This is a genomic window from Candidatus Synechococcus spongiarum SH4 (assembly GCF_000586015.1).
Lineage (GTDB): Bacteria > Cyanobacteriota > Cyanobacteriia > PCC-6307 > Cyanobiaceae > Synechococcus_B > Synechococcus_B spongiarum_F.
This window is the reverse complement of sequence record NZ_JENA01000015.1, coordinates 1-14,618: the sequence shown is the minus strand read 5'-3', so window position 1 is coordinate 14,618 and position 14,618 is coordinate 1. Positions and strand designations below refer to the sequence as shown.

Sequence of the window (14,618 nt, the reverse complement as noted above, 5' to 3'; positions counted from 1 at the left end):
CCCGTTATCAACTGTCAACCTATTGCTAATGCCAAACTATCAACCCATCACCCGTGAGGAAATGTTTTTCCCCTAATCACTACCGGTTTTCACCTGTTGGCAAGGTCCAATGGCTCCCATGGGCTTCCGTCAGTAGAACGTATGCACCAAGTCCATGATCGTGTCCAGTGACAACGCAGTAAGGAAGGGCGCTCTTGTGCTTCGCTGACAAGCTGGACACGGCTCTTATCCTCTGTGGAAGGGCTGGAGATCAAAGCCTGAACAGGGGATCAGTGAGGCGCTTTGCGCAGCATCTCCATGATCTTCAAGGGCAGGTCGTCCACTTTCTTCCGTAGCTCCTTCACGTCTTCCCGTAGTTCATCAATCCGCTTGTTTTGCCTGGCTTCACTGGCCTTGATTTCTGACCAGATTGCCGCCAGGGCGCTGAGAAGGAGCGTCAAGCCACCCGTAAGCAGTGATGGCAACAACCAGGAAGGCATGACCGTTGATTGACCTGTGAAAGCATTCTATCTTGCAACAGGTCAAAACAGACCCCAATCGATAGCAGGCAGAAAGGTGCGTCCCATTGGCAACAGCAGTTTTTGAGCGCCGTTGATGGCAAGTTGCCCATTGCTGACCATGCAGTGGGGCAGTCACCACCACCCTCATGCCCACTGGCTTGCTGCTCGCCACTACCCTCACCAGGCCCCCGTCGGACCAGAAAATTGGACCGGGTGTGGACCAATCGCACCTGTTTTCAGCCCCCGCACGTCCCCCAAAAGGCTGAGGCCTCCCCCGTTTGGAGGATGGAGGCGCAAAGGTAAAACTCTCCCCCCGTGCATCGGTTGCCGGTGGCCCACGTCTTGATGATGGCTACGGCGTGGCTATAGGATGGCGCCATGACGGGATCCACCACCCCCCCAGCTAGAGCCCCGTTGCCAGGGGGGAAGCAGCCTGCTCCCTTGGCGCGGGAAGCGGGGGTAGTGACGGCCTACCCTTCTGCGGCCCCGGCCAACGACTGGCTGAGACCGGCCGTGGTCCTGGGCGCCCTGGCGTTGCTGCTGGCGGCCTTTCACGGGGTACGGCAGGAGATCAAGGACGTCCGGCAAGAGATTCAGGGTGTGCGGCAAGAGATTCAGGGTGTGCGGTTGGAGTTCAAGGCTGATCTTCAAGCCGTGGAAACCAGGTTACGGGCGGACAACAGGGCTTTGGAAGACAAGCTGGACCGGGTGCTGGAAACCCTCCGGTAGCTCCCAGTTGAATGGCCCCTGTCCGAGTGATGCGTGTCCAGGTGGAATGCACCGGCAGCTCGCCAGCCGGTGGCTCAGAGATCGGCAAATCCCTTGCGTTTGCGCCCTGTTTTGGGGCGAGAGCGCACAGCCATACCCCCCCCCTTGCCGCGGCCGCCTGTTCCGGCCCTGGGCGGCTGCGGCAGGGCTGGTCCGCCGCCCGGACCTGATGGGGGCATGCCTGGAAATCCTCCACCGGGTGCTCCCCCCGGGAAACCGCCGCCGCGGCTCATCTTTTGCATCAAACTGCCCATGCGTTGGAAGTCCGCCAACATCTTGTCCACCTGGGCCGCACTGTGGCCACTGCCGGCGGCAATGCGGCGACGCCGGCTGGGACTGGCGGCCAACAGGTCGGGGTGCTTCCGCTCGGCTTCGGTCATGGAGCCGATCATGGCCTCAACACGTTTGACCTGAGCCTCCCCCTGGCGCAACAGGCCGTCATCAATTCTGGCCATGCCCGGGATCATCTTCATCAAGGATCCCAACGACCCCATCCGCTTGATCAGGCGCATCTGCTGCAGGAAATCCGCAAAATCAAAGCGGGCCTCGATGAGTTTTTTCTGCATCTTTTCCATATCCGCCACCTCCACTTCCTTGGCGGCCTTCTCCACCAGGGTCAACACGTCTCCCATGCCCAGGATGCGGCTGGCCATGCGTTCGGGGTGGAACGGTTGCAGCGCTTCCACCTTCTCGCCGGTGCCAATGAACTTGATGGGCGCCCCGCTCACCTGACGGATGGACAAGGCGGCGCCGCCACGGGAATCCCCATCCAGCTTGGTGAGCACCGCACCGGTGATGCCCACCTGCCCATGGAAGGCCCGGGTCAGCACAGCCGCCTCCTGGCCAATCATGGCGTCCACCACCAGCAACACCTCATGGGGGTTGGTGGCGGTGCGGATGCGCACCATTTCAGCCATCATCTCTTCATCGATTTGCAGGCGACCGGCGGTGTCCACCAGGATCGTGTCAAAGCCTTCCTCCCTTCCCTTGCTCACACCTGCTGCGGCAATGGTCTCCGGCTGCTCATCCGAGCCAAGGCTGAACACCTCCACGCCGATCTGGCTGCCCAGGGTATGCAGTTGGTCAATGGCCGCAGGGCGGTACACGTCGGCAGCCACCAGCAAAGGCCGCAGGTTCTTCTCCTTGAGGTGGAGTCCCAGCTTTGCTGCCGCCGTGGTCTTTCCGGCCCCTTGCAGACCTGCCAGAAGGATGATGTTGGGACCGGAGGGCGCCTGGTTGAGGGGGACGTTGGCCCCACCCATCACCTCCACCAACGCTTCATGGACCAGCTTGATGAATTGCTGGTCAGGGCTCACTCCGCGAACCACTTCCGCCCCAAGGGCCTGCTCCCGCACCGTGGCCAGAAAGGGCTTCACCACAGACAGGCTCACATCCGCCGCCAGCAAGGCCCGGCGCACGTCCTTGAGGGCCGTGTCGATATTGGTCTCGCTGATCTTGTCCTGGCCCCGCAGGCTCTTGGCGGCGGCCTCGAAGCGCTGGCTGAGTTCTTCAAACATGGAGCGGATTGGGGCTGGAACTCCAGCCTAGGGTGTACCGGAGTTGGCGTCCGTGCTTGTGTTGTGAGTGAGGATCACCTGACGGGGCGCCAGGTTTCGATGCCGGACTTCAGGGTGGGGACGAGGAAAACCGCAGCAGTTGCCAACCCTGTTGCCCGCGAATGAAGGTATAATCGTTTCTTATGATTGCCGGGCCAAACGTGTTCGTGGTGATCCCCTCAGCGTTGCGTGTGCTTTCGCTGTAGTTGATGACAGCACGGGCGCCGGTTTGGCTGGGGCCCCGGCTGAGCAGAGAAACGTTACCCACCGTGCTGCGCACTTGTAGCTGCTCGCCGCGCTCCCGCAAGTCCTGGCGCTGATTCAGCACGTCCTGCACCAGCTCAGGCGCCGCCAACAGCGCCAATGCATCCAATGTGTCTTCCCCGGACGGGGCGGCGGGGCTGTTGTCAAGTACGGCGGCCTTGACGTCGAGCCAGGCCCTCAGAAGGGTTTCCACACCCACAAGATCCAGCGTTGCTCCCTCTTGTACCGCCTGAATCCGTGGGCGATCAAAAAGGATCGGGGCGTTTGCCAGGGGTGGCGGCGCCGCTGGATTGTTGCCGACTGCCGCATCCGGGGGAGGCGATGAAGCGTGCTGTGGTGGGGAATCCGGCGTCCTGCCTGTGGTCAGCCTGGACCAGGGACGCAGGACCATGAGAACCATGGCGGCGCCCGCCACCAGGGCAGCTTTGGCGGCAAGGGGCCACCGCCTGCGGCGCTGGGGGCCGGAGGGAGCGGGATCCACCGCCTTGTCACCCCCTGTGGCGGATGGGGAGGCGCTGGGGAACTCGTCTGAAAATTGTGGCGAAGGGATCACCTCCGGGAACCCGGATGCTTGGGTCCCTGCCGGCCAGCGGCTGGGCGCCGCCGGCAAGGGCTCGTGCTCCCCTGTTTGCCGTGATGGGGGGTCCTGGATGGCGGACTTGCCGGGGGTGAACAAGTCAAGATCTTTCGTGTGTTTTGCTTTCGTCTGCCCATGGGACCTGCCCTCCGTCGGCCCATGACCGGGCGGCGGGAGAGAATCCCTGCCGTTGATGTAGCGCTGAACCTTGGGATCCAGGAAATAGGCGTCCAGATCAACCTTGACGCGAGGATCCACGTCCCGATAACAGGGCAGGACATGCTTCTCCAGCCACTGGCTGCAGAAGCTGCACAGGCCCAGGAGACTGTCAGAGGTGGATTCATAGGACGCAAGCCACTGACAAAGACGGGGATCCTGGCAGGACTTGACCATGTCCTGGGCTGCATCCGGTTGACCCAGCAGCAACAGCAAACAGGCCTTCTCCGGCTCCAGGCCTTCTGCATCCACAGCCTCCATGGCGGCGAGGGCTGCATCAACGTGGGCTGGCTGGCGGCGCTGAAAGCCGGCCGCGGCTCTGGTGTAGGCCAGCAGAAACGTGGCGGTTGATGCCTTCTGGCTGCTGTAGCCCTCAAAAAGCTCCAACTGCTCGTCAATGGTGAGGAGGGGCCGGATCTGTTTGAAAAAATCCTGGAACCGAATGGGGGAGCTTTGCTCGTCGTCGTCCGCATCCAGGCCGCCCCGCTGCTCAATCAATGCCTTGAGGCTGCTGATGCCCCGCTGCCGTTCCCTTGCGGTGCAAGACTCCTTGCCGAGGAGATCCAGGATGCGGAACGGGGCAATTTTGTTCAGATCATCCTCCAGTATTGCTTTGCGCCCGGCCTGTGAAGCATGGCCCTCCAGCACGTGGATGGCGCGCTCCAGCACTTGTGCGGACTGGTCATAGAGGCGCTTTGTCCACATCTGCTGTGAAGTCCGCCGTGCTGCCAAGGAAGCCGCCAGCAATAGATCTGCCTGCTGATGGCTGTGGAGTGGCGCCGTCTCCTCCTGCCGGGATAACAACTCCAGGGCCAACTCAAAAGCCTGGGGGTATTCCTGGGCTTCCAGCAGCAGCAGCGGGGCGGCCATCTCCTGGCCGGGTTCAAGCTCGATCCCCGGAAACCCGCTTTCATCAGGGAGGGTCGCCAACTGCCGTTCATGGGCCTGGCGACGCTGCTCATCCATCAGAAAAGCGCCGCTGGCCTGCAGAATCTCGGCCCGGGCATCCAGTGTGTCCAGAGACTGGCCTTCGGGCGGCGGGTTTCTCAGACGCTCCATGAGCGCCCGCTCGATTTCCGACCTGGTGGCGACTGGCTTGACACCAAGCAAGCGAAAGTGATCAAGCGGCAGTCTCATCTCAATGTTTCAGTGGAGCGTACTTGGAGCGCTACATCGTGGGGCCTGATAGTGGAGCCAATAGTGGAGCCATAGGCATTGTAGGGCAAGAGTTGTTGCGCTCTGGCGTTTCCCTTGATTCCTGCCTGTGAAGCTAGGCTCGGGATTCACAGTGTCTTTCAATTGTGCAGAAGCAGGCAACTGAAACGGTTCAGCGACTGGCGGAAACGGCAGACGGCCGCCAGCGGGAGGCTGGTCGGCAGCCCCGCCTCCACAACCTCTCACAGGACACGGGGCTTCTCCTCTACCGGGACATGGTGTTGGGACGCTGCTTCGAGGACAAGTGTGCGGAGATGTACTACCGGGGCAAAATGTTTGGTTTTGTCCACCTTTACAATGGCCAGGAGGCTGTGTCTACAGGCGTGATTCAGGCCCTGCAACCCAAACATGACTGGGTCTGCAGCACGTACCGTGACCATGTGCATGCCTTGAGCATGGGTGTGCCCGCCCGGCAGGTGATGGCGGAGTTGTTTGGCAAGGAAGCCGGATGCAGCAAGGGACGCGGTGGCTCCATGCACCTGTTTTCCAGAGAACACCACCTGCTGGGGGGCTACGCCTTTATCGGCGAGGGAATCCCCGTGGCTCTGGGCGCCGCCTTGTCCAGCCGTTACGGTCGCGACGTGCTGGACAACACCGGCAGCAATGCCGTGACCGCGGCTTTCTTTGGCGACGGCGCCTGTAACAACGGTCAGTTCTTCGAGTGCCTAAATATGGCCCAACTCTGGAAGCTGCCCATCCTCTTCGTTGTGGAAAACAACAAGTGGGCCATTGGCATGGCCCATGACCGGGCAACCAGTGATCCGGAGATCTACCGCAAGGCTGCAGCCTTTGGCATGGCGGGCGAGGAAGTGGACGGCATGGATGTGCTGGCTGTGCGCACAGCGGCCCAGCGGGCCATTGACCGGGCCCGCGGCGGCGAGGGACCCACGTTGCTGGAGTGTCTCACCTATCGCTACCGTGGCCACTCCCTGGCTGATCCGGATGAACTGCGGGATGAGCAGGAGAAAGCCTTCTGGAGCCAACGGGATCCCATTGCCGCCCTGGGGGCTCATCTCACCCGCCATGATCTGGCCACCCCCGAGGACCTGGCCGCCATCAACAAGGAGGAGGAAGCGCGAGTCGCGGATGCCGTGGAATTTGCGCTTGCCGCCCCGGAACCTTCCCCATCCGATCTCAAGCGCTACATCTGGGCTGACTAACGGGGGTGCTCAACCATGAGCCTTTGCACCTGCTCGGCGTGGTAGCTGCTGCGGGTCAGGGGTGTGCTGACCACTTGGAGAAACCCCAGGGCCTCGCCGTATTCACGGAAGCGGTCAAAGGCTTCCGGCGTGACAAAGCGGGCCACAGGCAGGTGCTTGGGGCCGGGTGACAAGTACTGGCCGATGGTGACAATGTCCACCTGCCGCTGGCGCAGATCCTCCAGCACCGTCAGCACCTCCTCGTCCTCCTCCCCCAACCCCACCATCAGACCGGACTTGGTGTAGGTGCGTGGCCAATGGTGACGCACCTGCTCCAGTAGATGCAGAGAGCGCCCGTAGCGCCCTTGCGGACGGACCCGGCGATACAGTCGGGGCACGGTTTCCACGTTGTGGTTCAGCACCTCCGGGGCTGTAGCCATGGTCAGGGCCAGGGCCTTGTGGTCACCACAGAAGTCCGGCACCAGCAGCTCAACGGTGGCGCCAGGGCAACGCTGCCGCACTGCCGTGACACAGTCGGCGAACTGTGCGGCTCCCCCATCCGCCAGGTCGTCTCGATTCACGGAGGTGATCACCACGTGCTTGAGTTCCAGTCGCTGCACCGCCTCCGCCAGACGCTGGGGTTCGCTGGGGTCAAGTGGACGGGGAGGACGGGCAACGTCAATATCGCAATAGGGGCAGGCCCGGGTGCAGTGGGGACCCATAATCAGGAAGGTGGCCGTCCCTGCCGCAAAACACTCGCCGATGTTGGGGCAACTGGCCTCCTGGCAGACCGTGTTGAGCCGTAAGTCCGCCAGCAGATGGCTGACCGGGCCAACCCGCTCCTGTACAGGCGCCTTGACCCGGAGCCATGGGGGTTTGGCGGATGTTGAGGCGCCGGCTGCTGTGGACAAGGGAGAAGGGCGGGCCATGGTGATCTGCTAAGGTTGAACTGGATCGGGATGTGGCGCAGTTTGGTAGCGCACGTCGTTCGGGACGACGGGGCCGCAGGTTCGAATCCTGTCATCCCGACTCCACAGTTCTGCCCACGGCATAACCCCTGGGGGTCATGAGCCAGGAACCCCGGCATCGGGTTTGGCTGTTGCCCACCAACACCAGGGTGAGCATGTCCACCATGTCGCTCTCCAGTTCCCCAAGGCTGGTGAGGGTGATGTGCTCCTCCGGTCTGGCAAGTTGGCGGCAGAGGGCCACTGGTGTGTTGGTGGAACGGCCTGTCAACAGGATTCTCCGGGCTTCCCGCAGCTGCCAGACCCGCTCCCGGGAGCGGGGGTTGTAGAGGGCCACCACGAAGTCCCCCAGAGCGGCGGCATGGAGGCGCTGCTGAATGGTGGCCCAGGGGGTGAGCTTGTCACTCAGGCTGATGACGCAAAAATCATTCATCAACGGCCCGCCCAGTCGGGCGGCGGCCATCTGGAGTGCGGAAATGCCGGGATGCACCGCAAAATCGGGCCGCTCCTGGTCAGGCAGGTCCAGCCAACATGCCAAGGCCAGGCCAGCCAGGCCGTAAATGCCGCTGTCGCCGGAGGAGACGAGGGCCACCCGCTGCCCCTGGCAGGCCAGGGCCAACGCGGTTGCGCAACGCTCCTGCTCCTTGCCCAGGATCCCGTCAAGCCGCAGTTGGTGGGGAGCGCGCAAGGGCTCCAGACGGTCCAGATAGGGTCCATAGCCCACCCACGTGGCGGCGGCGGCCAATGCGGATCGAGCGGCAGGGGTCAATTGAGCCAGCGCCCCCGGACCACTGCCCACCAGATCCAGCCCACCCCGGATGGGCGCCCAGGGGTTGGTTGCCAAGGCCACGGCACAGGTGGCGGCGCCGGAGGCCCGTTCTCCATGGACAACAGTCTTGGGCGCCAAAAGCCGGGCGCCGGTTCCGGCGGCGCCACCACCGGCAGCAGCGAGGGCGGCGGCCTCCGCCACACTGGGGGTTCCCACCTGCCTGGCCACCATCAGGGATCCATTGGGCACGGGAACGGCCGCCAACCGGGCGGCGGTGAACACCTTCAAGGGCCACTTCCGTTGTTGGCACAGCGCCAGCAGACCAGGCTCGTCCCCCTTGCGGTCCAGGCTGGCCACTCCGGCCACAGCGGCGGCGGCAAGATCGGCTGACGCCAGGCTCTTCTCCACAACAGCTTCCAGAACCGCCTGATCGGTGTGGCGCTCGCAACCCAGCCCCAGCCAGAGCACGGGTGGATGCCAGTGGGCTGTTGCCCCGGTGGCGGAGCGGTGGCCAACATACAGCCAGGTCTCGCCAGGAGGCAAAGGGTCTTTTGCCTCCTGGAGCCGTGCCGCTGCAGCCGCGGCGCGCCAGGAGGCGGAGCCGCTCTCCTGCACCACAACCATGCGTTTTTGCTGGGCAAAGGCTTTCACCAACCCGTCCCAGTCCCCCGGGCCCCGTTGCCAGCCCAGGCCGGACCCGAAGCAATCCAGCGCCAACTGCCCCGAACCACTGCTGTAGCCGCTGCGCCACACCTGGCCACCGCGAAACGCTGCCATGGCCGTTGCCAACCGGTCCCCCTGCCGCCCATGGCTTCCCAGGAGCGGGATCAGACGACAGCCGCTGCCATCCAGAAGCACCACGGCCGGATCCCGATACTTGTCCTGGAGCAGGGGGGCAATGCTGCGGATCAAGGCGCCGCTGGCCATGGCAGCCACCAGGAGTTGCAACCGGGGCCAGCGCCTTGCCAGAAAACGGGCCAGGCCTTGGGAAAACCCGGTAACCCCAAGCCCGGTTGCGGCAGCGGCAAGGGCGGTGGGGGCAGCCACCTCATCCAGAAAGCCCCCAGCCTGGAACTCCAGAAGAGGCCCCAGGCCATGGCGGTGAATCGTCACCCCGAGACGCACCTGGGTCAGCCTGGAAGACGGCATGAAGAACGGAGCAGGTCGGCGGGTTTGAGCAGATCCGGCAGAGGCGGCGTTGCTGCCCCATCGAAGGATTGAACCTTTGTAACTGCCATGGGGATCGGGCTGAGCGTAAAAGCCTATAGTCCCCCCATCGGTCCCCTTTTCAGGGCGTGATCTACCAATGGTGAAGCAGGCTCTTCGATTCTCTTGACTGTGAGTTGTCTGGTCTGCTTCTTAGCCGTGGTGGTGGCCGTCACCATTCCCCCATACAGGAATGGTCTGGTCGGCATCCGTCGGCCTCTCCCGCGAACCCCATCTCAGGGAACGTCTCAATGACCATCAGCCCACCGGAGCGTGGCACAAAAAGCAAGGTCAGTGTTGACAGAGACACCGTGCCCATCGATTTCGATGTGCTCGGCCAACCTGGTCACTTTGACCGCGCCTTGAAAAAAGGCCCCCGGACCACAACCTGGGTCTGGAACCTTCATTCTCGCGCCCACGACTTCGACAGTCACACGAGCGACCTGGAAGACATCTCTCGCAAGATCTTCAGCGCTCATTTCGGCCATTTGGCCGTTGTTTTCATCTGGCTGAGCGGCGCCTTCTATCACGGCGCCCGCTTCTCCAACTACTCTGGCTGGCTTGCCGATCCCACCAACGTCAAGCCCTCGGCCCAGGTGGTCTGGCCCATCTTTGGCCAGGAAATCCTCAATGGCGATGTTGGCGCCGGTTTCCACGGCATCCAGATCACGTCCGGCCTGTTCCAAATGTGGCGGGCGGAGGGCTTCACCCACGAATATGAACTCCTGGTGACAGCCGTTGGTGGTTTGGTGGCGGCTGGCTTGATGCTCACCGCTGGCGCCTTCCACTACCACAAGGCAGCGCCGAAGCTGGAATGGTTCCAGAACGCGGAGTCCATGCTCAACCACCACTTGGCCGGTCTCATCGGCCTGGGGTCCCTGGGCTGGGCCGGGCACGTGATCCATGTCTCCCTGCCGGTCAACCAGCTTCTGGACGCCATTGACGCCGGCAAGCCCCTCACCATCAGTGGCCAGACCATTGCCACCGTGGCTGACATGCCTCCGGCCCAGGTCTTTATCGACCAAGGCGTGATGGCGCAAATGTTCCCCGGGTTCAATGCGGGATTGGCGGCGTTCTTCAGTGGCAATTGGGCTGCCTACAGCGACTTCCTCACCTTCAAGGGAGGGGTAAACCCGGTGACGGGCGGCCTGTGGATGACAGATATTGCCCATCACCATCTGGCCCTTGCCGTGATGTTCATCATCGCCGGTCACATGTACCGGACCAATTTCGGCATTGGTCACTCCATCAAGGAAATCCTGGAAGGTCATAAAGGTGACCCCCTGCTTTTCCCCGCCTCCCGCGGTCATGATGGGCTGTATGAGTTCATGACCAAGTCCTGGCACGCTCAGTTGGCGGTCAACCTGGCTCTGACGGGCTCCATCAGCATCGTGGTGGCGCACCACATGTACTCCATGCCGCCGTATCCGTACCTTGCAACGGATTACCCAACGCAGTTGTCCCTGTTCACGCACCACATGTGGATTGGCGGCTTCCTGGTGGTGGGTGCGGGCGCCCATGCCGCAATTGCCATGGTGCGGGACTATGATCCGGCGCAAAATCTGGACAACGTTCTGGATCGTGTGCTGAAGGCGAGGGACGCCTTGATCAGCCACCTGAACTGGGTGTGCATCTGGCTGGGCTTCCACAGCTTCGGGCTCTACGTCCACAACGACACCATGCGCGCCTGGGGGCGTCCCCAGGACATGTTCAGCGATACAGGCATCCAGTTGCAGCCCATCTTTGCCCAGTGGGTGCAGCAGGTGAATTCTTCTCTCAGCGTGGCGTCTACCGCGCCCAATGCCCTCTCCGGCGTCAGCGAGGTGTTCAACGGCTCCATGGTGGCTGTTGGCGGCAAGGTGGCTGTGGCTCCCATTCCCTTGGGCACAGCGGATTTCCTGGTCCACCACATCCATGCCTTCACCATCCACGTGACGGTATTGATCCTGCTGAAAGGCGTTCTTTTTGCCCGCAACTCCCGCTTGATTCCCGACAAGGCCAACCTGGGCTTCGCCTTCCCCTGTGACGGCCCCGGCCGTGGAGGCACCTGCCAGGTGTCCGCTTGGGACCATGTGTTCCTGGGTCTGTTCTGGATGTACAACTCCATCTCCATCGTGATCTTCCACTTCAGTTGGAAGATGCAGAGTGATGTGTGGGGCTCCGTGCTTCCCGACGGCACTGTGCAGACCATCACCTTTGGCAACTTTGCCCAAAGCGCCATCACCATCAACGGCTGGTTGCGCGACTTTCTCTGGGCACAGGCCACTCAGGTGCTCAACAGCTATGGCTCCGCCAGCAGCGCCTACGGCTTGATGTTCCTGGCCTCCCACTTTGTCTGGGCCTTCAGCTTGATGTTCCTGTTCAGTGGCCGCGGCTACTGGCAAGAACTGATCGAGTCCATTGTCTGGGCCCACAACAAGCTCAAAGTGGCTCCGTCCATCCAGCCCCGCGCCTTGAGCATCACCCAAGGCCGAGCCGTGGGTGTTGCCCACTATCTCCTGGGTGGTATCGGCACCACCTGGGCCTTCTTCCTCGCCCGCAGTCTTGCGGTCGGCTGACCTTCCTCCTCGACCTTACCAATGGCAACGAAATTCCCTTCGTTTAGCCAGGGTCTGGCGCAGGACCCGACGACCCGTCGCATCTGGTACGGGATCGCCACGGCTCACGATTTCGAGAGCCACGACGGAATGACGGAAGAGCGTCTCTACGAGAAGCTCTTCGCCACCCATTTCGGTCACTTGGCCATCATTGGCCTCTGGGTTTCGGGCAACCTGTTCCATGTCGCCTGGCAAGGCAACTTCGAGCAGTGGGTCGCTGATCCACTGCATGTGCGTCCCATCGCCCACGCGATCTGGGATCCTCAATTCGGCCAGGGGGCCATCGACGCCTTCACCCAGGCCGGCGCCTCCTCTCCCGTAGACATCGCCTATTCAGGTGTCTACCACTGGTGGTACACCATCGGCATGCGCACCAATCTGGAGCTCTACCAGGGTTCCCTGTTCATGCTGATCCTCTCGGCCTGGGCCCTGTTCGCAGGTTGGCTCCATCTGCAACCCAAGTTCCGACCTTCACTGGCTTGGTTCAAGAACGCTGAAGCCCGGCTGAATCACCATTTGGCGGTTCTCTTCGGCTTTAGTTCTATCGCCTGGACCGGTCACCTGGTGCATGTGGCCATTCCCGAGGCCAGAGGGCAACACGTTGGGTGGGACAACTTCCTTTCCACCTTGCCTCACCCGGCCGGTCTGGGACCGTTCTTCACCGGCAACTGGGGCGTCTATGCCCAGAATCCCGACACCCTGGATCAGGTTTTCAGCACCTCTGAAGGGGCTGGCACCGCCATCCTCACCTTTCTTGGCGGCTTCCATCCCCAGACGGAATCCCTCTGGCTGACGGACATTGCCCATCACCACCTGGCCATTGGGGTGATCTTCGTGATCGCCGGTCACATGTACCGCACCAACTTCGGGATCGGCCACTCCATCAAGGACATCCTGGAGGCCCACAATCCTCCTTCGGGCACACCGGGAGACCTGGGCGCAGGCCACAAGGGCATTTTTGAGACCCTCAACAACTCTCTGCACATGGAGTTGGGTCTTGCCCTGGCTGGCTTGGGGGTCATCACCAGTCTGGTGGCGCAGCATATGTATGCCATGCCGTCCTATGCCTTCATTGCCAAGGACTACACAACACAGGCTGCCCTCTATACACACCATCAGTACATTGCCATCTTCCTGATGTGCGGCGCCTTTGCCCATGGCGCCATCTTCTTCGTACGGGACTACGACCCGGCTGCCAACAAGAACAATGTTCTGGCCCGGATGCTGGAGCACAAGGAGGCTTTGATCAGCCACCTGAGTTGGGCGTCCCTGTTCCTGGGCTTCCACACCCTGGGTCTGTACGTCCACAATGACGTGGTGGTGGCTTTTGGTACGCCGGAGAAGCAGATCCTGGTGGAACCGGTCTTCGCCCAGTTTATCCAGGCTTCCCATGGCAAGGTCATGTACGGGTTTGACGTGCTCTTGGCAAATGCCAACAGCGCCGCAACCATGGCCAGCCAGAACATTCCCGGTCCCCATTACTGGCTGGATGCCATCAACGGCAGCACCGACGTGTTTCTGCCCATTGGCCCTGGCGATTTTCTGGTTCACCACGCCATTGCCCTGGGTCTGCACACCACGACGCTCATTCTGGTGAAGGGGGCACTGGATGCTCGCGGCTCTAAGCTGATGCCCGACAAAAAGGACTTCGGTTACTCGTTCCCCTGTGACGGCCCTGGCCGGGGCGGCACCTGTGACATCTCCGCCTGGGATGCCTTCTATCTGGCGCTCTTCTGGGCACTGAACACCGTTGCCTGGGCCACCTTCTACTGGCATTGGAAGCACTTGGCCATCTGGCAGGGCAACGTGGCGCAGTTCAACGAGTCCAGCACCTACCTCATGGGCTGGTTCCGGGATTACCTGTGGTTGAACAGTTCCCAGTTGATTAACGGCTACAACCCGTTTGGGGTCAACAACCTGTCCATCTGGGCCTGGATCTTCCTGCTGGCTCACCTGGCCTGGGCCGTTGGATTCATGTTCCTCATCTCCTGGCGTGGCTACTGGCAGGAGTTGATCGAGACCATCGTTTGGGCCCACCAGCGCACTCCACTGGCTAACCTGATTGGCTGGCGCGACAAGCCCGTAGCTCTGTCCATTGTGCAGGCGCGTCTTGTCGGTCTAACCCACTTCACCGTTGGGTTCTTCCTCACCTACGCGGCCTTCCTCATCGCCTCTACATCGAGCAGGTTCGGCTAAAGGGTTTGTTGTCCCAAGGCCCTTTGTTCCCTGAGACGTTGGCCCTCGCTTTGCGAGGGCCTTTTTTGTGGCTGTGAAATCAGACGGCTTGGCCTTCAGGCATCCCTGGGCAGATCTCTGGCGAGAAGCAGCCCCTGGCTGGCAAACGTGAGAGGAATGGGATCTTCATCATTGCCACCGGTTGCCTGGTTGATCGCCGCCACAAAGCGGGCCTGTACAGGCGCCACCTCTGCCTCGGAGATGGCCTGCCATTCCTGCCGGGAGCGCCAGCGAATGAACACATGGCCTTCTTCCTGTTGAGAATCCCAATAGAGATCGCGTCCCAAATAAGCTGGCTGCTGCTCCAGCCATGGTTTCCACACTTCGGCTTCGGCGCTTAACCAGGCATCGCGAAGGGCGACAGGGACCGCCAAGCGCAGCATTTCCACAGTGATCGGCGCCTGTGCTGTGGGTCGATCAGCAGTTGAGGCGGATGATGCCGCATCAACCCGCCATGGAGACAGGATCAGCAAACCAGCCAAACAACAGGCCAACAGAGGGGCAAAACGTGGAAACATGGCTTCTTCCAGGTTGCATTGAAACACTGTTCTAACTAAAATGCTGTTGCCCTCGTTTGCGCTCCTTATGGGACAAGACCAATCTCCCCCCCC

Annotated in this window: 10 protein-coding genes and 1 tRNA gene; 5 read left to right on the top strand and 6 right to left on the bottom strand. The window is 61.8% G+C overall.

Annotation, left to right across the window (positions count from 1 at the left end):
* Nucleotides 1–269: 269 nt before the first annotated feature.
* The gene (locus BG35_RS12940; RefSeq protein ID WP_161632498.1) at nt 270–440 is read right to left on the bottom strand and encodes a hypothetical protein; all 171 of its coding nucleotides are present in this window, start codon (nt 438–440) and stop codon (nt 270–272) included.
* 501 nt (nt 441–941) lie between these two features.
* Here BG35_RS12940 and BG35_RS09805 point away from each other — a divergent pair.
* Nucleotides 942–1,229, top strand: coding sequence for a hypothetical protein (locus tag BG35_RS09805; RefSeq protein WP_161632497.1), 288 nt, complete (start codon nt 942–944; stop codon nt 1,227–1,229).
* A 74-nt stretch (nt 1,230–1,303) separates the two neighbouring features.
* Here the strand turns inward: BG35_RS09805 and ffh are convergent, their stop codons facing one another.
* Both ffh and BG35_RS0101645 read right to left on the bottom strand, forming a co-directional pair.
* A complete protein-coding gene (gene ffh, locus BG35_RS0101650; RefSeq protein WP_025781413.1) occupies nt 1,304–2,785 on the bottom strand; it encodes a signal recognition particle protein in 1,482 nt (493 codons plus the stop codon).
* 109 nt (nt 2,786–2,894) lie between these two features.
* Entirely contained in the window at nt 2,895–4,940 is a 2,046-nt protein-coding gene (locus BG35_RS0101645) for an IMS domain-containing protein (RefSeq protein WP_025781412.1), read from the bottom strand.
* Nucleotides 4,941–5,215: 275 nt separating this feature from the next.
* On the opposite strand from BG35_RS0101645, the gene pdhA reads away from it, so the two are divergent.
* Nucleotides 5,216–6,256: a pyruvate dehydrogenase (acetyl-transferring) E1 component subunit alpha gene (pdhA, locus tag BG35_RS0101640; RefSeq protein ID WP_236619734.1), complete on the top strand. Its 1,041-nt coding sequence runs from the start codon at nt 5,216–5,218 to the stop codon at nt 6,254–6,256.
* On the opposite strand, the gene lipA is transcribed toward pdhA, so the two are convergent.
* Complete coding sequence (gene lipA, locus BG35_RS0101635; RefSeq protein ID WP_025781410.1) at nt 6,253–7,164, bottom strand: lipoyl synthase; 912 nt, start codon at nt 7,162–7,164, stop codon at nt 6,253–6,255. The two genes, pdhA and lipA, sit on opposite strands and share 4 nt — an antisense overlap.
* Before the next feature lie 26 nt (nt 7,165–7,190).
* Between lipA and BG35_RS0101630 the strand changes: the two genes are divergently transcribed.
* A tRNA-Pro gene (locus BG35_RS0101630) sits at nt 7,191–7,264 on the top strand.
* Here the strand turns inward: BG35_RS0101630 and cobJ are convergent.
* Complete coding sequence (gene cobJ / locus BG35_RS11355) at nt 7,256–9,118, bottom strand: precorrin-3B C(17)-methyltransferase (protein WP_080687969.1); 1,863 nt, start codon at nt 9,116–9,118, stop codon at nt 7,256–7,258. The genes BG35_RS0101630 and cobJ overlap by 9 nt on opposite strands.
* A 308-nt stretch (nt 9,119–9,426) precedes the next feature.
* On the opposite strand from cobJ, the gene psaA reads away from it, so the two are divergent.
* Both psaA and psaB read left to right on the top strand, forming a co-directional pair.
* On the top strand, nt 9,427–11,733 hold the full coding sequence (gene psaA / locus BG35_RS0101620) for a photosystem I core protein PsaA (RefSeq protein WP_025781408.1): 2,307 nt from the start codon (nt 9,427–9,429) through the stop codon (nt 11,731–11,733).
* A gap of 21 nt (nt 11,734–11,754) precedes the next feature.
* Nucleotides 11,755–13,968, top strand: coding sequence for a photosystem I core protein PsaB (gene psaB / locus BG35_RS0101615; protein WP_025781407.1), 2,214 nt, complete (start codon nt 11,755–11,757; stop codon nt 13,966–13,968).
* Between the two features lie 95 nt (nt 13,969–14,063).
* On the opposite strand, the gene BG35_RS0101610 is transcribed toward psaB, so the two are convergent.
* Nucleotides 14,064–14,525 (bottom strand): TIGR03792 family protein, encoded by a 462-nt coding sequence (locus tag BG35_RS0101610; protein ID WP_034416490.1) that lies wholly within the window; start codon nt 14,523–14,525, stop codon nt 14,064–14,066.
* Nucleotides 14,526–14,618 lie beyond the last annotated feature (93 nt).

Bases quoted from the DNA above. Each gene is read 5' to 3' on its own strand.
- ffh (WP_025781413.1), bottom strand. From the start codon at position 2,785: ATGTTTGAAGAACTCAGCCAGCGCTTCGAGGCCGCCGCCAAGAGCCTG.
- BG35_RS0101645 (WP_025781412.1), bottom strand. From the start codon at position 4,940: ATGGAGCGTCTGAGAAACCCGCCGCCCGAAGGCCAGTCTCTGGACACA.
- lipA (WP_025781410.1), bottom strand. From the start codon at position 7,164: ATGGCCCGCCCTTCTCCCTTGTCCACAGCAGCCGGCGCCTCAACATCC.
- cobJ (WP_080687969.1), bottom strand. From the start codon at position 9,118: ATGCCGTCTTCCAGGCTGACCCAGGTGCGTCTCGGGGTGACGATTCAC.
- psaA (WP_025781408.1), top strand. From the start codon at position 9,427: ATGACCATCAGCCCACCGGAGCGTGGCACAAAAAGCAAGGTCAGTGTT.
- psaB (WP_025781407.1), top strand. From the start codon at position 11,755: ATGGCAACGAAATTCCCTTCGTTTAGCCAGGGTCTGGCGCAGGACCCG.
- BG35_RS0101610 (WP_034416490.1), bottom strand. From the start codon at position 14,525: ATGTTTCCACGTTTTGCCCCTCTGTTGGCCTGTTGTTTGGCTGGTTTG.